A 19,160-nucleotide genomic window follows, 5' to 3' on the forward strand; every position below is an offset into this window, starting at 1 on the left:
GCTCGCACATCCGGTTGTGCCCGTAACGGTACTGAACGGTCCCGCCCACATCTAGACTGGCGCCGTCCGTACAGCCGTGATGAGGGGATGCCATGAGCCCGATGATGCGCGCCGCAGTGCTCCGCGCCGCCGAACTGCCAGTTCCCTATGCGGGAAGCAACCCCCTGTCCCTGGAATCGGTTCCCGTGCCCGAGCCCCGCGCGGGCGAGGTGCTGGTCCGCATCGTCAGGGCCAGCCTCTGCCACTCGGACCTGTCCGTCATCAACGGCTCCCGTGTCCGACCGCTGCCCATGGCCCTCGGTCACGAGGCCACGGGCGTGATCGAGGCGGTGGGCGACGGCGTCGACGACGTCGAGGCCGGCGACCGCGTGGTCCTCGTGTTCGTCCCGGCGTGCGGCTCCTGCCGTGCCTGCTCCGCGGGCCGTCCCGCGCTCTGCTACCGGGGAGCGGAGGCCAACGCGAGCGGTGACCTCCTGCACGGGCCGGCCGTGCTGCGGACCGGCGACGGCGAGCGTGTCAACCACCACCTCGGCGTCTCCGCGTTCGCCGACTACGCCGTCGTCGCCCGCGAGTCCGTGGTGCAGATCGACGACGACGTGCCCTTCGACATCGCCGCCATGTTCGGCTGCGCCGCGCTGACGGGGATCGGCGCCGTCCTGAACACCGCCGCGGTGCAGGAGGGGCAGTCCGTCGTGGTGTTCGGTCTCGGCGCCGTGGGGCTCATGTCGGTGATGGCCGCGGCCCAGGTGCCGGGCACGACCGTGATCGCCATCGACCCGCTGTCCTCGAAGCAGGACCTCGCCCTGCGCTGCGGAGCGCACTTCGCGGGAGCGCCCGAGGACGCCGCGGGACTGGTCCGGGAGGCGACCGACGGCGGCGCGGACGTCGTCGTCGAAGCCGTGGGCAGCGCACGCGTGATCGAGGCGGGCCTCGGGCTGCTCGCGCGCGGAGGTGCCCTGGTGTCCGTCGGCCTGCCGCACCCCGACCAGCAGCTCACCACGCAGGCACTGCAGTTCGCGGGGACGGGACGCCGGCTGCTCGGCTCCTACATGGGCGACGCCGTCCCCGAGCGCGACATCCCCGCGTACCTGGACCTCTGGCGGCAGGGGCGCCTGCCCGTCGAACTGCTCCACACCGACACGCGCCCCCTGGCCGACCTGAACGAGAGCCTCGACGCGCTCGCGGAAGGACGCGTGGTCCGCAGGCTGTTCACGCTGGACTAGGACTGTTTCCGGTCGCGGCCCGTTAGGAAGCATGCTTACCATGTGGTCGGCACGTCTATCCCAAGGAGAACGACTATGCAGCAACGCTCACTCGGCGGAATCCCCGTCAGCGCCCTCGGCCTGGGCGGTATGCCCATGTCCATCGAGGGACGTCCCGACGAGGACCGCTCCGTCCGCACCATCCATGCCGCCCTCGACGCCGGTATCACCCTGATCGACACCGCCGACGCCTATCACCGCGACGCCGACGAGGTGGGCCACAACGAGTCGCTCATCGCGAAGGCCCTGGCGAGCTACGGTGCGGACAGCTCCACGGTCCTCGTCGCGACGAAGGGCGGCCACCTGCGCCCCGGTGACGGCTCCTGGACACTGAACGGTCGCCCGGACTACCTCAAGGAGGCGGCGAAGGCATCCCTCCACCGGCTCGGCGGGGACGCGATCGGCCTCTACCAGTACCACCGCCCCGATCCGGACGTCCCCTACGAGGACTCCATCGGCGCCCTCAAGGACCTCCTGGACGAGGGTGTGATCCGCATGGCGGGCATCTCCAACGCCACCGTGGACCAGATCCGCCTGGCCAACGAGATCCTCGGCGACAGGCTGGCGTCGGTGCAGAACCAGTTCTCCCCCGCGTTCCGCTCCAGCGAGGACGAGCTGAGGTACTGCGGCGAGAACGGCATCGCGTTCCTGCCCTGGAGTCCCCTCGGCGGCATCAAGAAGGCGGGCGGGCTCGGCGAGCAGTTCACGCCGTTCCAGGAGATCGCGGACAGGCACGGTGTGAGCCCCCAGCAGGTGTGCCTGGCCTGGGAGCTGGCCCTGGCCCCGACCGTCATCCCGATCCCGGGTTCCTCCCGTCCCGAGAGCATCCAGGACTCGGCGCAGGCCGTGGAGCTCGAGCTCACGGCCGACGAGATCGCGGCGCTCTCGACGACGGACTGACCCCTCCTCGCCCCTCCGGATGCCCGCGCTCCTCCCAGGAACGCGGGCATCCGCGCAGCACCATGCCCCCGGCCCCGTCCTGCGCGGGTGTTACCTTTCGGTAACATTGGTTCGGTTTGCTCGGATCTCCCGAGCGTTCGACCGTCGTCGGAGCATCCCCCGGATGCTCCGACCCTTTGTGATCGGAACACCATGTCAGCTGGTTCGCAGCACATCGTCGCGGGCGCCTCCGGCCCCGGGACCGGCACGGGACCGTCCGCGCCGTCGTTCGAGAGCGAGGAGGCCGGGTACCACAAGACGCTCAAGCCCCGGCAGATCCAGATGATCGCGATCGGCGGGGCCATCGGCACCGGCCTGTTCATGGGGGCCGGAGGACGCCTCAACGGCTCCGGGCCGGCCCTGATCCTCGTGTACGCCATCTGCGGGTTCTTCGCGTTCCTGATCCTCCGCGCCCTGGGGGAACTCGTGCTGCACCGGCCGTCGTCGGGCTCCTTCGTCTCCTACGCCCGCGAGTTCTACGGCGAGAAGATGGCCTATGCCGCCGGGTGGCTGTACTTCCTCAACTGGGCCATGACCTCGATCGTGGACGTCACCGCGGCCGCCCTCTACGTGAAGTTCTGGGCACAGTTCTGGGAACCCCTGCAGGCCGTCCCGCAGTGGGGCATCGCCCTGGCTGCGCTCGTGGTGGTGCTGGCCCTGAATCTCGTCTCCGTGAAGCTCTTCGGCGAGATGGAGTTCTGGTTCGCGCTCGTGAAGGTGACGGCACTCGTGCTGTTCCTGATCGTGGGCATCATCTTCATCGTCACCGGCGCCAGGACCGACGTCGGCGAGACCGGCCTCACCGTGTGGGCCGCGAACGACGGCATCTTCCCGACCGGCGCCATCGCCCCCATGCTGGCGATCAGTGGCGTCGTCTTCGCCTATGCCGCGATCGAGCTCGTGGGCACCGCCGCGGGCGAGACCGAGAATCCCCGCGAGGTCATGCCGAAGGCCGTGAACACCGTGGTCCTGCGCATCGCCGTCTTCTACGTGGGCTCCGTCCTGCTCCTGTCGCTGCTGCTGCCCTTCACGTCCTACAAGTCGGGTGAGTCGCCGTTCGTCACCTTCTTCTCGCACATCGGCAGCCCCGACGCCGGGGCCATCTCCGCGTCGATCATGAACTTCGTGGTCCTCACGGCCGCCCTCTCGAGCCTCAACGCCGGCCTCTACTCCACCGGACGCATCCTGCGCTCCATGGCCGTCAACGGTTCCGCTCCCCGGTTCACCGGGAAGATGAGCGCCAACGGCGTCCCCTACGGCGGCATCCTGCTCACCGCCGTCGTGACCCTGCTGGGTGTGGGCCTCAATGCCCTCGTCCCGTCGCAGGCCTTCGAGATCGTGCTGGAGATCTCCGCGCTGGGCATCATCGGCGGGTGGGCCACCATCATCCTGTGCCAGATCAAGCTGCACCGCCTCGCACGGCAGGGCAAGCTCGAACGGCCGGCCTTCCAGCTCTTCGGCGCCCCGTTCACGGCCTACCTGACGCTCGCGTTCCTACTCTTCGTCCTCGTGACCATGGGCTTCTCCGAAACCGGCCGCTGGGTGCTCAGCTCCCTTCTGCTGCTGGTCCCGCTGCTGGTGCTCGGCTGGTTCGCAGCGCGCAGGGGCATCTATGCCGCTGCCGAGGAGCGCAACGGCCTCACCGGTCGCTTCCCGGTGCTCGCCGGTCCCGTGCGCTCGGGCAGCACGGCCTACCGGGGTGCGGGCGAGGACAGCTAGGACCCGTCAGGGGCTGGTTCCAGCCCCTGACGGGGCCGTGGCGGGTCCCCCGGGGCCCTGCCACGGGCTCGCGCCGATGCCGTGGATTCAGTCGCCGGCCGGGCCCATCGCCACAGCGCGGACGGGGGCGCCGTCCGCACCCGCGAGCGCCAGCGGGAGCACCGAGACCAGCGGGCGTTCCCAGTCGACGGCACCCAGGTTCGTGAGGTTCTCGACGATCACCCCGCCTGCCCCGAGGAACACGGTGTGGAACGGCAGGTGGCCGCCGTTGTGCAGGGTGGAGTCGGGGTTGAGCGTGTCGACGCCGACCACTGTGATGCCTGCCGCGAGCAGCGCTTCGGCCACCCCGACCGCGAGCACGGGATGCTCGAGGTACCGGGGTGAACCGAAGTACTCGGACCACCCCGTGCGGAACAGCACCATGGAGATGCCCGCCAGGTCGTGCAGCTGGTCGGCCACGTCCTCCCGGTGGATCACCGAGTGCGGGTCCAGGGCGCCACACCCGATGATCCGCGCCGGCCCCACGAGACGTGCCAGGTCGATGCCGTCCACCGCGTCGCCGCCGAGGATCGAGTGGAGGGGTGCGTCGAGGTGCGTGCCGGTGTGGGACCCGGCATGGAGGGACGCCACCTGGTACCCGTCGTCGGCGACGGTCGCCACCGTGGTCACGGTGACCTCCGGATCGCCCGGGTACACCTGCATCCCCGTGCGGATGGGCTGGGAGAGATCAGTGATCCGCATGCGCCTGCGGCGTCTCCGGCAGGTCCAGGAGGTGGACGTGCGGGCGCCGCGTGCGGTCGATCCGCCCGGTGGCCGCCGCCCAGGCGAAGTAGAGCAGGGCGGACAGCACGAAGGTGGGGATGGTGGCCCCGATCGGGCTGGGCACCACGTACGTCAGGAGCAGGGACGCGCCTGCTCCGACGAGCCACACCCCGACGGCCGCCACATTGACGCCCCCGGAGTACCAGTACTCGCCGCCGTGCCCCCGCAGGATGTCCCGGCCGTAGTGGCGTGAGCGCACAAGATAGTAGTCGACGATCATGATGGCGAAGACCGGGATGAAGAGGGCGCCGATCACCGTGAGGAACGCGGTGAACTGGTTCAGGAGGGCCAGCCAGGTGGACCCGAGGATCGAGATCCCGCCGAGGACGATCGCCGTCGGCAGGAACGTGACCCTGCGCGAGGGCGCCATGTTCACCACGGAGGCCACCATCCCGTAGACCACCATGGTGTTGGTCGCCATGACGGACAGGAAAATCACGACGGCCAGCGGGGCTCCGAACGCGGCGACGATCACCGTCGGGTCGAACGGCACGGCTTCGCCGCCCTCGAGCACCACGTAGCCGATGGCGGTGGCGCCCAGGGTCATGGCGAGCACGGTGGACAGCGTGTACCCGATGCCGGATCCGATGATTCCTGCGGACTGCGTCCGGGCGAGACGGTTGAACTCGGCGGACAGGACGGTCCAGGAGATCGCGGTGGCAATCACGACGTCGAGTGCGGCGACGGGCGTCCATCCGGCCGCGGCGTCCTGCGGGATGGCGGAGAAGTCGGCCGGGCCGTGGGCGAGGAACGCCGTGGTGAAGATGTAGGCCATGAACGCGAGGATCACGAGCGCGAGCCACGGCTCGACGCGCGCGATACCCGTGTGGCCGAAGATCGCCAGGCACACGACGAGCAGCTGGCACAGGACGGAGAACAGCACGGGGCTCGAGAAGCCGGTGGCCTGCTCGACCAGGAAGTTCACCGTGACCCCGGCGAGCATCGCCTGCACCCAGCTCCAGCCCATGAGGGTCACCACGTTGGCGGCGACCGGCAGGAAGGACCCGCGGAGCCCGAAGGACCCCTTCGTGAGGGACATCGTGGGCAGTCCGGTCCGGGTGCCCATGTTGCCGACCAGCACCAGCACCGATCCGCCGATCAGCGTCCCGAGGACGATCATGGCGACCGAGAGTCCCCAGCTGAGGCCGGGGACGAACAGCGTCCCGGTCAGCAGCGTCGTCACAACGAGGTTGGCCGCCAGCCAGATCATCCCCATGCGCGCGGTCCCCAGGGTGCCCCGGAGAGGTCCGTACCCGTCGGAGTGGTTGTCGAGGTGGTCGGACAGGCGTCGGTAGGCCGAGCCCGATCGGATCTCGGTCATGACGCGCTCGTTTCCGGGGAGTCGGCGGGGACCGGGCTGAGGTGCTCGTGGACGGCGACGACGTCGGCACCGGAGCGGCGGAACACGATCGTCTCGCGCTCCCGGGTCGTGGTGGAGACGCCGGCGGCGGCGGTGGTCGTCTCGACGTCGTGGGTGAAGACCGCCGTCTCGCCGAGGAGCTGCACCCGCTGGTTGCTGCTGATGCACCCGGTCACGCGCCAGCCCTCGGCGACCCAGCCGGCCCACAGCTGCTCGTACGCGGCCCGGGTATCGAGCCGATGCTGCTCCGTGTGGAACACGAAGGTCGCGTCCTCCGCGAAGGAGTCGAAGTAGGCGCGGGTGTCCGTGGCACGGAAGGCGGCGACCAGGGCGGTCGCCGCCGTGAGGACGACGTCCTCCGTCAGGTTCTCGTTAGGCATGGAGCCCTTCTCAGATCGTGAGTTGTCCCCCAGTGAACATTTGTTGTCTGGTGATCATGAGTGATGAGCGCCACTAATGTCAACGAACCCGCTCGGCTGCGTTCCGAGCCCACCGCGTTCGGTGCCCTGGCCAGAAACGACGACGACCGCAACCGGCCGGTGCAGCGCGCGTTGCTAGGGTTGCACCATGTCCTCGAACCCCGTCGCCCTCATCACCGGTGCGTCCCGCGGCATCGGGCGTGCCATTGCCGATGAACTCGCGCCGACGCACCACCTGCTCCTCGGCGGACGCGACCTCACCGCCCTCGCGGAACTGTCGTCGTCGTTCCCGTCCGCGGAGCCGTTCGCGGCCGAGCTGCGCGACGCCGGCCAGGTGGCCGCTGCTGTCGCAGGGATCCCCCGTATCGACGTCCTCATCCACTCCGCAGGCGTCCTGCGCATGGGCTCGGTGGCGGAACTGTCCGACGACGCCTGGCGGGAGAGCTTCGAAGTCAATGTCTTCGCGGCCGCATCCCTGACCCGTGCCCTGCTGCCGGCGCTGCGTGCGGCCGGTGGCCAGGTCATCGCCATCAACAGCGGATCGGGCTACAGCTCGGGCGCCGGGTCGGCCGTCTACAGCGGCACGAAGTTCGCGCTGCGCGCCTTCACGGACGCCCTGCGCGAGGAGGAGCGGGCGAACGGCGTGCGGGTCAGCTCCATCCATCCCGGAAGGGTGGCCACCGACATGCAGGAGGAACTGCACGCGTGGGAGGGCAAGGACTACCAGCCCGAGGCGTGGATCCAGCCCGACCAGGTGGCCAGGGCCGTCCGGCTCGCCGTCGACGCCACCCGTGAATCCACGGTCGAATCGCTCAGCATCCGCCCGTCCGGCATCACGCTCGACTGAGCGGCCTGCCCCGGGCGATCGCCGCGCCCGGACCGTGCCCCAGCCGCCCCAGCCGTGCCGGAGCCGCGGGTGGACCGGATACCGGGGCTTCCTGCGCACAACGACGGCAGAGCGGCGTGTCGCACACCGCCACAGGACGGACAGCCCCAAAGCCGCACGTCCTCGTACGCCCTCGACCCCCGGTGACGCCGGGGCGTCCGGGGAGGCGTCAGCTGATGCAGAGGCAGAAGGGGTGGCCGGCGGGATCCAGGAACACGCGGAAGGTCGTCCCGGGCTGATAGGCGTGCTTGACCGCGCCGAGGGCCAGGACGGCCGTCTCGGCGTCGTCGAGGTCGTCCACCATCATGTCCAGATGCGCCTGCTGGGGCCGCTCGGCGAAGGGCCAATCCGGAGCGGTGTAGCGCTCCACCTTCTGGAAGCACATGCTCTGCCCGTGGTCGGCCCGGATCTCCGCCCAGTCGTCCTCCACCTCACTGCTCCAGCCGAGCAGCTCGCCATAGAATGCCGCGAGTACCGCGGGGTCGGGACAGTCGAGGACAGTGGTGGGGAGACGCGCGATAGCCATGGGGCGAACCTAGCGCCTATCGCGGACAACGGCGGTCCTCGAGCCCGGCTGGAAGCCCCACCGTCTCGAGCTGCTGGGACGGTGGGGCCCGACATGGCCTGCAGGACGGCGTACCGGATCGGCGGACGGTCGGGCTGGGGACGCGCGCGGTGCCGTTCTCGGCGACGGCGCGGGTACCGCGGCGAGACCGTCAGCGATGCACGACGCGTGGCCTGCCGAACTGCGTCTGCACGCCGGGCGAGAACAGGACCGATGCCGGCGGCCCCTGTACGGGCAGACCCGCGGCGCCGAGGAGGCCGTCGTCGAACTCCGTGAGCGTGGCAGGGTGCAGCAGCCAGGGGGTGTGCGTGTTGGGGATGTAGATCGTGCGGCCGGCGAACGTGCTGTGCAGGCCGAAACGCGCCGTGAGCTCCAGCGACAGCCGGTCGTCGGCGGTGCTGTCCGTGTCCGGCCGGACCGCGAAGCGGGACATCGCCTGGCGCCGGTACCGCACGACGTCGTACCCGTACTCCCGCTGCCCGCCCTCGCCGCGTACCAGCGGTGTGCACCTGGACCAGACGTACGGGATCCCGCCGGCCCGGGCGGCGAGCACGACGGCGAGGCGCGAGGCGTCGAGCGTCACGAAGACGACGCCGCGGGTGCCGTCCGGGCCCCGCGAGTAGAGGCGGACGTTGATCTCGGTGAAGGAGCCGAAGTACGGCACGGGCAGCCCCCGGCCCAGCCCTGCCCCGACCATACGGAACCCGATCAGACCCACCCACGATGAGCCGTCCACCTCGTCGGGGACCACCCCGGGAGGCATGAAGGGGGCCACCGCATGCGCCTCGATTCTCCAGTGCAGGAAGACGGCATCGCCCCAGAACTGGTCCATGATGACCGGGCGCGGCAGCCCTGGGGCACGGTACCCGGCACTCATGGGCGCGCGACCCGGCGGTCGGAGTGCGCGGGGAGGGCCGCCGGATCAGAAGGCATAGCGGATCCGGCAGTACGGCAGGTCCGTCGCGGCGAGGCGCAGGAACTCGTCGAGGTATCCGCGCTTCTCGTAGGCGATGTAGCGCACATTGGTGAAGCCGTTCTGGGACTGCTTGGTCTCCTGCAGGTCCGGGCGCCACAGGATCTCCTCGGCCTGCGGGTGCCACCCCAGATTGACCTCGTGCAGCTGCTGGTTGTGCGTCAGGAAGATGACCTCCGCCGCGAGCTGCTGCCTCGCCGCCGGCGACAGGGCGGCATCGAGCTGCCCGAAGAGCTCCCGCCAGTCGTCCTGCCAGCCGGGCGTGATGATCACCGGCGAGAAGTTCACGTGCACCTCGTAGCCCGCCTCCACGAAGTCGTTGATCGCGGCGATCCGCTCCGCGACGGGCGTGGTGCGCACGTCCACGGTCCGGGCCAACCGCTCGGGCATGAGCGAGAAACGGACCCGCGTGCGCTCCTGGGGGTCCCACGCGAGCATGTCCCGGTTCACGTACTTCGTGGCGAAGGAGAGCTTCGCGGTGGGCAGCTCGCGGTACAGGTCCACGAGGTCCCGCACGTTGTCGCTGACGAGTGCGTCCACGGAGCAGTCGCTGTTCTCCCCGATGTCGTACACCCACGCGCGGTCGTCGCACTGGTTGGGTTCGAGCTTGATGCCCTGGCGCGCGACATGCCGCTCGAGGTAGCCGCTGATCTGGTCGATGTTGGCGAAGACGGTGATGGGGTTGCTGTACCCCTTGTGGCGGGGCACGTAGCAGTAGGCGCACGCCATGGCGCAGCCGTTCGCCGTGGACGGGGCGATGAAGTCGGCGGACCGGCCGTTGGGCTTGGCGGTCAGGGACTTCTTGACACCGATGATCAGTGCCTCGGTCTTGATGCGGACCCACCGGCGCACGTTCGCCTCGTCGCCGCTGAGCTCGGGGATCCGCCAGTGGCTGGCGACCTCGACGACATCGGCCTCCGGCCATCGCGCAAGGATCTCCTGACCGCGGGGCAGCGCGGCTGCGGCCGGTTCGACGTAGATCCGACTGATCTGGAGCAACTTGCTGGCCTGGAGCATTCGACCCTTCGGGGTGGCGGTGATAGGTCCAGATTATCGGGCCGGACTGACACTTTTGGCTTGCCCGTTTCGGTTCTACAGTGGTGGCACGGAACCGCACGTGCGCCGGGAAAGGCGACCCCCATGGCCGAACTCAGCACACAGCCGACGGAGCAGGATCCGGCGGCCTTCATCGGCGCCCTGACGCATCCGACCCGCCGCAGGGACGCCGAGCTGCTGCTCGGACTGATGGGTCGGGTGACGCGCCGACCGGCCGTCATGTGGGGTCCGTCGATGATCGGTTTCGGGCGGTACCACTACAGGTACGCCTCGGGTCACGAGGGTGACGCCCTGGCCGTGGGGTTCTCCCCGCGGGCCTCCGCGCAGGCCATGTACGGCCTGCTCTCCGCTCCCGGAGCGGAGCTGCTGCTGCCGCAGCTCGGCAGGCACCGGCGCGGCGCCGGCTGCCTGTACGTATCCTCCCTCGCCACCATCGACCTCGGTGTCCTCGAGGAACTCGTGCAGCGCGGCCACGAGTTCATGGTGACGGAGAACTTCACCTAGGCGGATGTCGTGGCATCGGCCAGTGGGCCCGGGACGCCGGGACCCGGCGCAGCCTCCCCGCGGCCGGTCGTCGTGGACCTCGGGAGCCGCCAGGAGGACGGCTCCGCCGATCCGATCCGTTCTGGGCCCCCCGGGCCGGCCCCGCCCCGCCGTCGCCGTGCCGCCTATCTCGCCGGGAGCGTCGCATCCCTGCTCGTGGTGGTCGCGAACGTCGTGCCCCGCGGGGAATCGTCACCGCCCGGGAAGGCCGTGGAGGTCCGCGACCGACCCCTCAGCGTGTGCAGGGCCGTGACCGTGGCCGGGCAGGACGGTGGGCTGCCCTCGACGCCGTCCGTCCTGCCGCGCCGCGCCACCGGTTACTTCACCGTGCCGGATCGGGCCCGCGGTATCAGCATCACTGTGGGTCTCACCTACGAGGACGGCACGGTCTCGCTCTGCCGGCCCGTCCGGGAGCCAGGCACGGGCAGCCCCGAGCCCCGGCAGCGCGAACTGCCGATCCTCGGCAGGGGCGACACCTACGCCTACGCGATCGGCCCGTCGGGCCTGACGCTCGTGGGTGTGCGTTCCGCTGACGGCACCATCACGTGGCACCGGCCGGACGCCGGCCTTCCCGATCGGGACACAGTGCACTCCGGCCCTCGACAGGGAGCCGGCCCTCCTGACATCCGCCAGAGCCGTCCACCGCAGGCGCTGCCCTGAGGATCGGCTACCGCCCGGTACCTTGCGAGATTCTTGCGCCTGAAGTGGCGAGCAGGGCGCACACCGGGTGGCAGACTGTCCTAGACACCGTCTTCTGCCCATGCGATCCAACGGGCGCCGTCCTGACCAGCGAGGGTCTTTTCATCCATGAGTACACAGTGCCAGTCGGTCACGCCCACCGATGCTTCCAGCCTCCACCGCACCAGGCTCATCCCGACGCCCGTGGGTCGAGCTGTGCAGGACGTCCGCGCCGCGGCCGACCACTTCGCCCTCGAGTCGGCCGAACTGCTCGAGACCCTCGAGCAGACCATCGCCCGCCTCGCCCTCGCGCACAGGGCCTGCGCGCCGGCCACCGAGTCCCACAGGGCCGACGAGGAAGCCTTCGCCTGGGTGCAGCAGTCCCTCGAGGATATCTCGGCGACCCTCCGCGGGCTGTCGCTCGGACGGACCACTCAACCGCGCCAGGCCTGAGGACCTTCACGGGGCGTCATACGGCCCCGCGACGGCCCCCGGTGCGGCCCTGCTAGATGGACTGCCGTGCGCGGATGCCCGCGCGGCCCATGGCGTCGGTGTAGGCCACCTGGATGTCCTTGAGCCACTGCTCCTGGTTGGCTGGGGTCCCCTTGAACGCACGCTCGCCCGGCGAGCGCACCTCGTAGATCTTGAAGCCGCGCTTCGAGATGGCCCGGTTCTCCAACTTCATGAGCCGACGTGCCGCCTTGTGGGCGTCGGCACCGTGCGCCACGAGCGCCGAGGCCCGAGGAACCTGCTGCAGGAACGTCAGCAGGGGCTTGACGCCGTCGGAGATCTGCTCCATGGTCAGTGCCCGCTCCTTGCCCTCGGGCAGGAGCCACGGGTAGGCATTCCACGGCATGACCGCGTCCGGTCGCAGGCCCACGGCCTCGTAGATCCCGGCCATGCGGATGGAACTCGGGTCGTCGTTCTCGAACGAAACGAAGCCCGAGGGCAACGATGCTCCCGGGCTTGAGAAGAGACTGACGATCTTGCAGCCGTCCACGTCGTGGATCGGATCGATGTAGGGCACCGTCGATCCCGGTTTCGACTCGGCGAGCGCGTCGCACAGCCGGTTCACGTCCTCGATCTGAGGGTCGTAGCGTTGTTCCCACTGCTGGGCCCGATACGTGGGGTCTGCCATGCGCTGTACCAATTCTGCCTCCTCGCGGACGGCGCCTGAGGTGGCGCGAACGTGTCCGCAGGATTCCAGCCTACGCCAGTGCACCGCGGGCTCCGCGGGCGGGACACTCACCAGTCGTGGACGGTGCCGTCGGAGAGGCGGTTGTAGGGAAGGTAGGCCTGCTGGTACGGGAAGGACGCGGCGGTGCCCTCATCGAACTCGACGCCGAGCCCTGGTCCGTGCCGGGCGTTTCTGCGTCGGCACGCCCGGCACGGTGATCATGCCTTCGGGCTAGTCCTCGAGGGCGCCGGCCCAGAGGTTGATGTCGGATTCGACGGCGAACTCGTCGATGGCGTGCAGCTCCCCGGGCGTGAAGTCGAGGTTCGTCACGGCGGTCAGGCTGTCCTCCAGCTGGCGCACGCTGGAGGCCCCGATCAGTGCCGACGTCACCGGGGTGCCCTTGGTCTGGTCCCGCAGCACCCACGCGATCGCCATCTGCGCCAGGCTCTGCCCCCGACCTTCGGCGATCGCATTGAGGCCCCGGATGCGGTCCAGGTTCTCCGCGCTCAGCTGCTCCTTGTCCAGCGACTTCCCGGCCGCGGCCCGGGAGTCCTCGGGCACCCCGTTCAGGTACCTGCCCGTGAGCAGCCCCTGGGCCAGCGGGGAGAAGGCGATCGAGCCTGCCCCGGCCTGCTCGAGGGCCTCGTAGAGGTTCGGGGACCCGTTCTCCGTCCACCGGTTGAGCATCGAGTACGAGGGCTGGTGGATCAGCAGCGGTGTGCCCAGATCCGCAAGGATCCGCGCTGCCTCGATGGTGCGCTCGGGCGAGTACGAGGAGATCCCGGCGTACAGGGCACGCCCGGACCGCACCGCGGTGTCCAGGGCCCCCATGGTCTCCTCCAGCGGGGTGTCGGGGTCCGGGCGGTGGCTGTAGAAGATGTCCACGTACTCGAGGCCCATCCGCTCCAGCGACTGGTCCAGGCTGGAGAGCAGGTATTTCCGTGACCCCCACTCCCCGTACGGACCCGGCCACATCCCGTACCCGGCCTTCGTGGAGATCACCAGCTCGTCCCGGAAAGGCCGGAAGTCGTCCTTCAGGTGCCGGCCGAAATTCGTCTCCGCGCTGCCCGCCGGAGGCCCGTAGTTGTTCGCCAGATCGAAGTGCGTCACCCCGAGGTCGAACGCCCGCCGCAGGATGTCCCGCTGCACCCCGAACGCCTTGTCGTCGCCGAAATTGTGCCACAGTCCCAGCGACACCGCCGGCAGGTGCAGACCGCTGGCCCCCACCCGCCGGTACGGCATCGACTCGTATCGATCATCAGCAGGGCTGTACGTCATCTGGAAGTCCATTCGTAGGGCGCCGGGCAGACCGGCACCGGGGGGAGATGGGCGCGACGGTCGCCGTCGCGCCTGGACGGCGGACGCCACGGAGCTGGTCCGAGGCGCCCGCCGGGATCAGGAGAGGGTGGAGGCGTACGGGTCCCAGTCCTCGGGAAGCGGCTCGGCGGCGGTTGCCGTGCTGGTGAGTGAGATGAATTCACCGGTGGCGACGCTCTCGGAGATCGAGACCATGGCGTCGAGCACGTGGTAGGCCATCTCGCCCTGGGCGCGGTGCGGGCGTCCCTCGCGCAGGGCCCGTGCCATCTCGAGCACCCCGCTGCCGCGGGTCGACGTCGCGCCCACGGCGGGGATGACCTCCGGTTCGTCGCTTCCGCGGCGCGTGAGCACGAGGTCTCCGGTGAAGTCGTTCGGGTCGGGGAACGCGAGCGTCCCCTCCGTGCCCGTGACCTCGACGAAGCCGGCCCGCTTCAGCGGGGAGTCGAAGCTGAAGATGCTCTGCGACGATTCCCCGTTGGCGAACTGCGCGATGGCGCTGACGTGGGACGGGACGGTCACGTCGAAGACCTCTCCGGCCTTCGGGCCCGAGCCGATGGTCCGGGTCTCGCGGGACTTCGAGCCGAAGCCGGCCACCTTCGTGATGGCGCCGAAGGTCTGTACGAGCGTCGTCAGGTAGTAGGGGCCGATGTCGAACAGCGGGCCGGCGCCCTCCTGGAAGAGGAAGGCCGGGTTGGGGTGCCACGACTCCGGGCCCGGGGACTGCATGAGGGTCAGCGCCGTCAGGGGGACGCCGATGTCGCCGCGCGCCACGAGGCGCAGCGCGGTCTGCAGGCCGGCACCCAGGAACGTGTCGGGCGCACAACCGAGCCTGAGCCCGGCGGCGTCGGCCGTCTTGAGCAGGCCGATGCCGCTCTCGCGGTCCAACGAGAAGGGCTTCTCGCTCCACACGTGCTTGCCCGCGGCGACGGCGGCGGTGGCCACCTCGACGTGTGCCGCGGGGATGGTCAGGTTGACCACGATCTCGACGTCGGGGTGGTTCAGGGCGTCCTCGACGCCGCCGGAGGCCTGCACGCCGAACTCCGCCGCGCGCGCTGCAGCCACCTCCTCGAACATGTCCGCGACGATGTGCACGGTGACGTCGGGAAAGCTCGTCAGGTTGGTCAGGTACTCCTTGCTGATGACTCCGGCGCCGATGACGGCGACTCCGACGGGACCGGTGCGCCGGCTCTCCGATCGAGCGCTCATTTCTTTCCCTCTTCCAGGTACGCGAGGCTGTCGGCGACGGCGCTGAAGATGTCGCCCTCGAAATCGTCGAGCTCGACGACAGCGGCCTCAAGACCGGGAGCGGCGTCGAGCACGTCCCAGACGCGCATCCTGCCGGATCCGACGGCCACCTGCTCCTTGTCGTTCTTGGTGAGCGGGCCGTCCTTGATGTGGACGAAGCGCACACGGTCGCCGAGCCGGCGCAGCAGGTCGGCGGGGTCCTCGCCGCCCACGGCCGCCCAGTAGGTGTCCACCTCGAGGACCACCTCGGGGTCGAGGTGACCGGCGAGGACCTCGAGGGCGGAGACGCCGTCGATGCGCTCCTCCAGCTCGAACTCGTGGTTGTGGTAGCCGACGGTGATGCCGTACTCGGCACCCTTCTTCGCGGCCCGGTTGAGCGCCTCGGCGGTGGCCCGGATGTCCTCCTCCGTGGTCCAGTGCGAGCGCTCCACGTGGGGATCGATCACGGTGCCGATGCCGAGCTTGCGCGCGGCCTCGAAGATCTCGTCCTGGTTCTCGCGGAGCAGCGGGGCGTGGCCCGACGGGGCGGACAGTCCACTCGCCGAGAGTGCCGCCGCCAGTTCGTCCGCGGTGGCCACGAAGTTGTAGGGCTCGACGGCGGTGTACCCGAGTGCGGCGACGCGCTTGATGGTGCCCGGCAGATCATCCCCCAGTGCTGTCCGCAGTGTGTAGAGCTGGAGTGAATACGTCACAGAGGATTCTCCTCGCTGAGAAAAGGGATCACTGAACCGGTTCAGGTCTCACACGAACCTAAGCGATATGCCGGGGCGGGTCAAGCAGAACCCCGGGCTATTGTGTAAGCCATGGCCAAGGAAACCATTGCGGGTCTGGCGAAGAGGCTGGGCATCTCGAAGGCGTCCGTGTCCTACGCGCTCAATGGCCAGCCCGGTGTCAGCGAGCTGACCCGGCGCCGCGTCCTGGACCTCGCCGAGGAACTCGAATGGTACCCGAGCTCGTCCGCACGTGCCCTCTCGCGGTCACGGGCCGGAGCCGTCGGGATGGTCCTGTCCGCCGATCCCCTCCTGATCGGCACCGAGCCCTACTACATGGGGATGCTGGCCGGCATCGAGGCCGCCCTCGCCGAGGGCGACATGGCGCTGATGCTGCGGATGGTGGGCAAGGACCCGGCGCAGGAGCGCCGGACCTACGAGCGCTGGGCCGGGGAGGGCAAGGTGGACGGCGTCCTGCTGTTCGACCACCTGCACGACGATCCGCGGCCCGCCCTGCTGGACCGGCTGGGGCTTCCGTTCGTCCTGCACGGCGCCCCTGAGGCGGAGTGGGGAACGCCCTTCTCGGGGACGACGACGGACCATGCGGCCGACGCCGCGACGATCGTGGAGCACCTGCACCAGCGCGGACACCGCCGGATCGCGCATATATCCGGCCCGCGGGCGTTCCTGCACGAGGAGGAGCGCATCCGGGGCGTGCGGACCTCCGCGGATGCACACGGCATGGAGGTGGTCCCGTTCGAGGCCGACTACGCGCTCGACGCCGGCCACGACGCCGTCGTCGCGCTCGTGCAGGGGCCCGCCCACCGGGCGGCGACGGCCGTGGTCTTCGGCAACGACCTCATGTCGATGGGCGGCCTGCTCGCCCTCCGCGAGCTCGGGCTGCGGTGCCCTGACGATGTGGCGGTGGTGAGCTGGGACGATTCGCTGCACTGCAGGCTCGCGTCGCCGTCGGTCACGGCCCTGTTCCGGAACCCGGGCATGCAGGGGCGGGTGGCCGCCGAACTGCTGCTCGCCCTGCTCGACACCGGAGACATCCAGACGCGATCCATGCCCCGGAGCGAACTCGTGGTCAGGGCCAGCACCGCCCCGGACTGAGCCTGTGCCGGGGACCCCCGCAGCCCTACGGCGACGGGTCGTCGCTGTAGGGCGCGCGCGGCCTGGGCGGGAGCTCGTCGATGAGCTCGTTGACCGCGTGGGAGAGGATGTCCGCCTGTTCCACCGGCAGCATCATGAGGCCCTGCAGGTGTGCCTCGAGCTCGGTCTGCCCCGCCACGCCGGTGTACTCGAAGTAGCGGAGCCAGACCTCGTGCAGGGTGAGTCGAGAGCTCTCGATGGCGAGCGCCGTGAGCCGGCGCTGCTGCTCCTGGGTCCCCGGCCCCCTGATGGCCTCCCTCATCCGGGCCTCGGCGGTGTCCGGTGACGGCAGGGGTGGGGCGACATGGATGCGATCTTCACGGCGGCAGCTTCCAACCCCGTTCGGGGCATCTGGAGGTGTGACGGCTGGTGGCTGAACCGCTTCGGGGGCGCGCTGGCTGCGGGCTCCTGGGAGCAGTCTATGCCGGTTCCGCACTCCGCCGCGGGAGCGACTGCAGGTGGCGCATCACGGCCGTGCGTGGATGCCGCGTGGAGGAAGGGGAGGTTACAGGGCGATGAGGGCGTCGATGATGTCGCACGTCTCCGTGCGGGTGGTGTAGTCCACCCGCACGTCGATGAGCCGGATGGTGCCGGTGGCATCGGCGACGACCACCGTAGGGAAGGGGATCGCCGTCGTGTGGTCCATGTTGGACCCTGCGACGTCGATGCCGAGGACGGCCCGCGCGCGCATGGACTCCGGGCTGGGTACCGTCACGATGCCCAGGTGCGCGGCGAGGGCGTTACCCTCGTCCGAGTACAGTGCGACGTGCAGTCCCTCCTCGCGGGCAGCGGTGACCGAGACCCGGGGGACCTGCGGACTGATCGCGATGAGCCGGGTCCCGAAGGCCTCGACGACCGGCCGGAGCTCGCGCTGGTACGTCCTGAGGGCGATGCTGCAGTACGGGCACCACGAGCCGCGGTAGAAGACGATGATGGCCGCCGCGGCGCCGAGCACCTCACGCAGCCGCGTCCGCCGCCCGTCCGAGTCGTACAGGGGAGCGTCGGGGAGCCTGTCACCCGGCTGCGCGATCCCGGCGGGAGGTCCCGCCCGGCGGAGGTCCTCCTGCTCGCGGGCGAAGACCGCGGCCAGCTCCGGGCCGACCTGGGCCTCGAAGGTCGGCGTGAATTCCTCGATCTGCAATGCGATGGTGTTCGTGAATGCCGCTCTCTGTTTCATCTGGTCCCCTCAGCACGACCGCCGCGGCGCCTCAAATCCGTGGCAGGACCATTGTGGTCCAGGGCACGGGAAATTCCCAGCAGGCCAGCGGCCGGCTGGGCCGCCGGCTTCCTGCCGTGTCAGTCCCGGGACCTGGACGGCTGGCAGCGCGGACACCACCAGGTACGACGGCGTCCGGGGTCTCCGGGCACCTCGGCCCGTACGAGTACTGTGGTGCCGCACCGCAGGCAGGGCTTCCCGGCCCGGCCCGCCACCCAGTGCTGCTCACCCTTGCGGGTGTTCCCCGTGGTGACCTGGTGGGCGCCGGGCTGTGTGGCGGAGAAACGCAGGCATCGGGCTCCGAGCGCCACCAGCGCCGGGATGTCGACATCGGCCATGGCTGTGTCCGGATGCACTCCGCGCAGGAAGCAGAGCTCGTTCGCCCAGAGATTGCCGAAGCCGGCGACATTGCGCTGGTCCAGCAGGGCCGCCGCCACGCGTTCGCCCGGGCTGCTCCCGAGCCTGCGGACGGCCTCGTCCGCGGACCAGTCGTCCCGCAGCGGATCGGGACCGAGGTGCCCGACGACGTCGTCCTCGGCCCGGGTGGGCAGGAGATCGACGACGGGCAGGTTCAGGCCGTAGGCCGTGGGCCCGTCCTGCACCGCGAGGATCACGCGTGCCTCCGGCAGCAGCCTGCGGGGCAGCACCCTGTCCGGAGCCGTGACCGTCCAGGAGCCCTGCATCAGCAGATGCGTGTGCAGGGTGAGTCCGGCGTCGAACCGGGTGAGGAGGTGCTTGCCGTACGTGACGTGCCCGAGCACCCGCATGCCGTCGAGGTCATCGGTCGCGTGCGCCGGAACGCGCAGATCCCCGCGCTTGAGCGTGCGGTCGTCGAGCGACCTCCTCAGCCGCACGGCCAGTCGGAAGACGCTGTCGCCCTCTGGCATGTGCCTCCCTGACCGATCCGATCTCTCCAGGCAGGCTAGCGCCTGGCACCGACATGCCTGCTGCGTGACCGGAGACCCTCCGCGGACGCGGGTGGCCGACGCCCACGGCACGGCTGCGACCGAGGGGAACGGCACGGCTGTGGCGGTTTTCGTTACCCGTCGCAGGCGGATATCCTTCTCCAGTGCCGGGCTGTGCCCGGCGCCGGGTGGTCTTGCAGTGGGCCCCGATTC

General features: G+C 70.0%; 21 protein-coding genes. 8 read left to right on the plus strand and 13 right to left on the minus strand.

Going from position 1 to position 19,160, the window contains the following annotated elements; translation table 11 throughout:
* Window positions 1-104: 104 nt before the first annotated feature.
* The 3 genes from ACX80N_RS03025 (at window position 105) to ACX80N_RS03035 (ending at window position 3,920) form a co-directional block, all read left to right on the plus strand.
* Entirely contained in the window at window positions 105-1,223 is a 1,119-nt protein-coding gene (locus tag ACX80N_RS03025) for an alcohol dehydrogenase catalytic domain-containing protein (protein WP_459338468.1), read from the plus strand.
* A gap of 75 nt (window positions 1,224-1,298) precedes the next feature.
* A complete protein-coding gene (locus tag ACX80N_RS03030; protein WP_105031782.1) occupies window positions 1,299-2,162 on the plus strand; it encodes an aldo/keto reductase in 864 nt (287 codons plus the stop codon).
* Between the two features lie 192 nt (window positions 2,163-2,354).
* Entirely contained in the window at window positions 2,355-3,920 is a 1,566-nt protein-coding gene (locus ACX80N_RS03035; RefSeq protein WP_459338224.1) for an amino acid permease, read from the plus strand.
* A gap of 87 nt (window positions 3,921-4,007) precedes the next feature.
* Here ACX80N_RS03035 and ACX80N_RS03040 read toward each other — a convergent pair whose 3' ends face one another.
* From ACX80N_RS03040 to ACX80N_RS03050, 3 genes are read right to left on the minus strand one after another with little or no spacing between them, the layout of a single operon-like run.
* Window positions 4,008-4,661, minus strand: a complete 654-nt coding sequence (locus ACX80N_RS03040) for a cyclase family protein (RefSeq protein WP_105031784.1) — start codon at window positions 4,659-4,661, stop codon at window positions 4,008-4,010.
* Window positions 4,648-6,063 (minus strand): purine-cytosine permease family protein, encoded by a 1,416-nt coding sequence (locus ACX80N_RS03045; RefSeq protein WP_105031785.1) that lies wholly within the window; start codon window positions 6,061-6,063, stop codon window positions 4,648-4,650. The genes ACX80N_RS03040 and ACX80N_RS03045 overlap by 14 nt, the downstream gene beginning before the upstream one ends.
* Entirely contained in the window at window positions 6,060-6,482 is a 423-nt protein-coding gene (locus ACX80N_RS03050) for a nuclear transport factor 2 family protein (RefSeq protein ID WP_459338225.1), read from the minus strand. The genes ACX80N_RS03045 and ACX80N_RS03050 overlap by 4 nt, the downstream gene beginning before the upstream one ends.
* Window positions 6,483-6,669: 187 nt before the next feature.
* On the opposite strand from ACX80N_RS03050, the gene ACX80N_RS03055 reads away from it, so the two are divergent.
* Entirely contained in the window at window positions 6,670-7,368 is a 699-nt protein-coding gene (locus ACX80N_RS03055) for an SDR family oxidoreductase (RefSeq protein WP_459338226.1), read from the plus strand.
* Window positions 7,369-7,576: 208 nt separating this feature from the next.
* Here ACX80N_RS03055 and ACX80N_RS03060 read toward each other — a convergent pair whose 3' ends face one another.
* The 3 genes from ACX80N_RS03060 to ACX80N_RS03070 form a co-directional block, all read right to left on the minus strand.
* The gene (locus ACX80N_RS03060; protein ID WP_459338227.1) at window positions 7,577-7,933 is read right to left on the minus strand and encodes a VOC family protein; all 357 of its coding nucleotides are present in this window, start codon (window positions 7,931-7,933) and stop codon (window positions 7,577-7,579) included.
* A 190-nt stretch (window positions 7,934-8,123) separates the two neighbouring features.
* On the minus strand, window positions 8,124-8,849 hold the full coding sequence (locus tag ACX80N_RS03065) for a YqjF family protein (protein ID WP_459338228.1): 726 nt from the start codon (window positions 8,847-8,849) through the stop codon (window positions 8,124-8,126).
* A gap of 45 nt (window positions 8,850-8,894) precedes the next feature.
* Window positions 8,895-9,962, minus strand: coding sequence for a spore photoproduct lyase family protein (locus tag ACX80N_RS03070; protein ID WP_459338229.1), 1,068 nt, complete (start codon window positions 9,960-9,962; stop codon window positions 8,895-8,897).
* A gap of 123 nt (window positions 9,963-10,085) precedes the next feature.
* Here ACX80N_RS03070 and ACX80N_RS03075 point away from each other — a divergent pair, with 123 nt between their 5' ends.
* The 3 genes from ACX80N_RS03075 (at window position 10,086) to ACX80N_RS03085 (ending at window position 11,675) form a co-directional block, all read left to right on the plus strand.
* Window positions 10,086-10,505 (plus strand): DUF1801 domain-containing protein, encoded by a 420-nt coding sequence (locus tag ACX80N_RS03075; RefSeq protein ID WP_105031791.1) that lies wholly within the window; start codon window positions 10,086-10,088, stop codon window positions 10,503-10,505.
* Window positions 10,506-10,514: 9 nt separating this feature from the next.
* Window positions 10,515-11,204, plus strand: a complete 690-nt coding sequence (locus tag ACX80N_RS03080; RefSeq protein WP_459338230.1) for a hypothetical protein — start codon at window positions 10,515-10,517, stop codon at window positions 11,202-11,204.
* Between the two features lie 147 nt (window positions 11,205-11,351).
* On the plus strand, window positions 11,352-11,675 hold the full coding sequence (locus ACX80N_RS03085) for a hypothetical protein (RefSeq protein WP_157940215.1): 324 nt from the start codon (window positions 11,352-11,354) through the stop codon (window positions 11,673-11,675).
* A gap of 52 nt (window positions 11,676-11,727) precedes the next feature.
* On the opposite strand, the gene ACX80N_RS03090 is transcribed toward ACX80N_RS03085, so the two are convergent.
* The 4 genes from ACX80N_RS03090 to ACX80N_RS03105 all read right to left on the minus strand — a co-directional run bounded on the left by ACX80N_RS03090 (window position 11,728) and on the right by ACX80N_RS03105 (window position 15,653).
* Window positions 11,728-12,360, minus strand: coding sequence for a uracil-DNA glycosylase family protein (locus ACX80N_RS03090; protein ID WP_105031794.1), 633 nt, complete (start codon window positions 12,358-12,360; stop codon window positions 11,728-11,730).
* 270 nt (window positions 12,361-12,630) lie between these two features.
* Window positions 12,631-13,677 carry an L-glyceraldehyde 3-phosphate reductase gene (gene mgrA, locus ACX80N_RS03095; RefSeq protein WP_459338231.1) on the minus strand — a complete coding sequence of 349 codons (1,047 nt, stop codon included), beginning with the start codon at window positions 13,675-13,677 and terminating at the stop codon, window positions 12,631-12,633.
* 117 nt (window positions 13,678-13,794) lie between these two features.
* Window positions 13,795-14,922 (minus strand): Gfo/Idh/MocA family protein, encoded by a 1,128-nt coding sequence (locus ACX80N_RS03100; RefSeq protein ID WP_459338232.1) that lies wholly within the window; start codon window positions 14,920-14,922, stop codon window positions 13,795-13,797.
* Entirely contained in the window at window positions 14,919-15,653 is a 735-nt protein-coding gene (locus ACX80N_RS03105; protein ID WP_459338233.1) for a sugar phosphate isomerase/epimerase family protein, read from the minus strand. The genes ACX80N_RS03100 and ACX80N_RS03105 overlap by 4 nt, the downstream gene beginning before the upstream one ends.
* A 111-nt stretch (window positions 15,654-15,764) precedes the next feature.
* On the opposite strand from ACX80N_RS03105, the gene ACX80N_RS03110 reads away from it, so the two are divergent.
* Window positions 15,765-16,787: a LacI family DNA-binding transcriptional regulator gene (locus ACX80N_RS03110; protein WP_459338234.1), complete on the plus strand. Its 1,023-nt coding sequence runs from the start codon at window positions 15,765-15,767 to the stop codon at window positions 16,785-16,787.
* A 25-nt stretch (window positions 16,788-16,812) separates the two neighbouring features.
* On the opposite strand, the gene ACX80N_RS03115 is transcribed toward ACX80N_RS03110, so the two are convergent.
* From ACX80N_RS03115 to ACX80N_RS03125, 3 genes are all read right to left on the minus strand, one after another.
* Complete coding sequence (locus tag ACX80N_RS03115) at window positions 16,813-17,088, minus strand: hypothetical protein (RefSeq protein ID WP_105031800.1); 276 nt, start codon at window positions 17,086-17,088, stop codon at window positions 16,813-16,815.
* A gap of 243 nt (window positions 17,089-17,331) precedes the next feature.
* Window positions 17,332-18,003: a peroxiredoxin-like family protein gene (locus tag ACX80N_RS03120; RefSeq protein ID WP_105031801.1), complete on the minus strand. Its 672-nt coding sequence runs from the start codon at window positions 18,001-18,003 to the stop codon at window positions 17,332-17,334.
* A 119-nt stretch (window positions 18,004-18,122) separates the two neighbouring features.
* The gene (locus tag ACX80N_RS03125) at window positions 18,123-18,929 is read right to left on the minus strand and encodes a DNA-formamidopyrimidine glycosylase family protein (RefSeq protein WP_459338235.1); all 807 of its coding nucleotides are present in this window, start codon (window positions 18,927-18,929) and stop codon (window positions 18,123-18,125) included.
* Window positions 18,930-19,160 lie beyond the last annotated feature (231 nt).

The sequence above is a fragment of the Arthrobacter sp. MDT2-16 genome (assembly GCF_054510925.1).

What these genes read in the sequence shown, in the direction of transcription:
- ACX80N_RS03075 (WP_105031791.1), top strand. Translation starts at nt 10,086, where the DNA reads ATGGCCGAACTCAGCACACAGCCGACGGAGCAGGATCCGGCGGCCTTC.
- ACX80N_RS03040 (WP_105031784.1), bottom strand. Translation starts at nt 4,661, where the DNA reads ATGCGGATCACTGATCTCTCCCAGCCCATCCGCACGGGGATGCAGGTG.
- ACX80N_RS03085 (WP_157940215.1), top strand. Translation starts at nt 11,352, where the DNA reads ATGAGTACACAGTGCCAGTCGGTCACGCCCACCGATGCTTCCAGCCTC.
- ACX80N_RS03110 (WP_459338234.1), top strand. Translation starts at nt 15,765, where the DNA reads ATGGCCAAGGAAACCATTGCGGGTCTGGCGAAGAGGCTGGGCATCTCG.
- ACX80N_RS03045 (WP_105031785.1), bottom strand. Translation starts at nt 6,063, where the DNA reads ATGACCGAGATCCGATCGGGCTCGGCCTACCGACGCCTGTCCGACCAC.
- mgrA (WP_459338231.1), bottom strand. Translation starts at nt 13,677, where the DNA reads ATGACGTACAGCCCTGCTGATGATCGATACGAGTCGATGCCGTACCGG.
- ACX80N_RS03125 (WP_459338235.1), bottom strand. Translation starts at nt 18,929, where the DNA reads ATGCCAGAGGGCGACAGCGTCTTCCGACTGGCCGTGCGGCTGAGGAGG.
- ACX80N_RS03025 (WP_459338468.1), top strand. Translation starts at nt 105, where the DNA reads ATGCGCGCCGCAGTGCTCCGCGCCGCCGAACTGCCAGTTCCCTATGCG.
- ACX80N_RS03060 (WP_459338227.1), bottom strand. Translation starts at nt 7,933, where the DNA reads ATGGCTATCGCGCGTCTCCCCACCACTGTCCTCGACTGTCCCGACCCC.
- ACX80N_RS03070 (WP_459338229.1), bottom strand. Translation starts at nt 9,962, where the DNA reads ATGCTCCAGGCCAGCAAGTTGCTCCAGATCAGTCGGATCTACGTCGAA.
- ACX80N_RS03065 (WP_459338228.1), bottom strand. Translation starts at nt 8,849, where the DNA reads ATGAGTGCCGGGTACCGTGCCCCAGGGCTGCCGCGCCCGGTCATCATG.
- ACX80N_RS03050 (WP_459338225.1), bottom strand. Translation starts at nt 6,482, where the DNA reads ATGCCTAACGAGAACCTGACGGAGGACGTCGTCCTCACGGCGGCGACC.
- ACX80N_RS03055 (WP_459338226.1), top strand. Translation starts at nt 6,670, where the DNA reads ATGTCCTCGAACCCCGTCGCCCTCATCACCGGTGCGTCCCGCGGCATC.
- ACX80N_RS03115 (WP_105031800.1), bottom strand. Translation starts at nt 17,088, where the DNA reads ATGAGGGAGGCCATCAGGGGGCCGGGGACCCAGGAGCAGCAGCGCCGG.
- ACX80N_RS03120 (WP_105031801.1), bottom strand. Translation starts at nt 18,003, where the DNA reads ATGAAACAGAGAGCGGCATTCACGAACACCATCGCATTGCAGATCGAG.
- ACX80N_RS03100 (WP_459338232.1), bottom strand. Translation starts at nt 14,922, where the DNA reads ATGAGCGCTCGATCGGAGAGCCGGCGCACCGGTCCCGTCGGAGTCGCC.
- ACX80N_RS03030 (WP_105031782.1), top strand. Translation starts at nt 1,299, where the DNA reads ATGCAGCAACGCTCACTCGGCGGAATCCCCGTCAGCGCCCTCGGCCTG.
- ACX80N_RS03035 (WP_459338224.1), top strand. Translation starts at nt 2,355, where the DNA reads ATGTCAGCTGGTTCGCAGCACATCGTCGCGGGCGCCTCCGGCCCCGGG.
- ACX80N_RS03090 (WP_105031794.1), bottom strand. Translation starts at nt 12,360, where the DNA reads ATGGCAGACCCCACGTATCGGGCCCAGCAGTGGGAACAACGCTACGAC.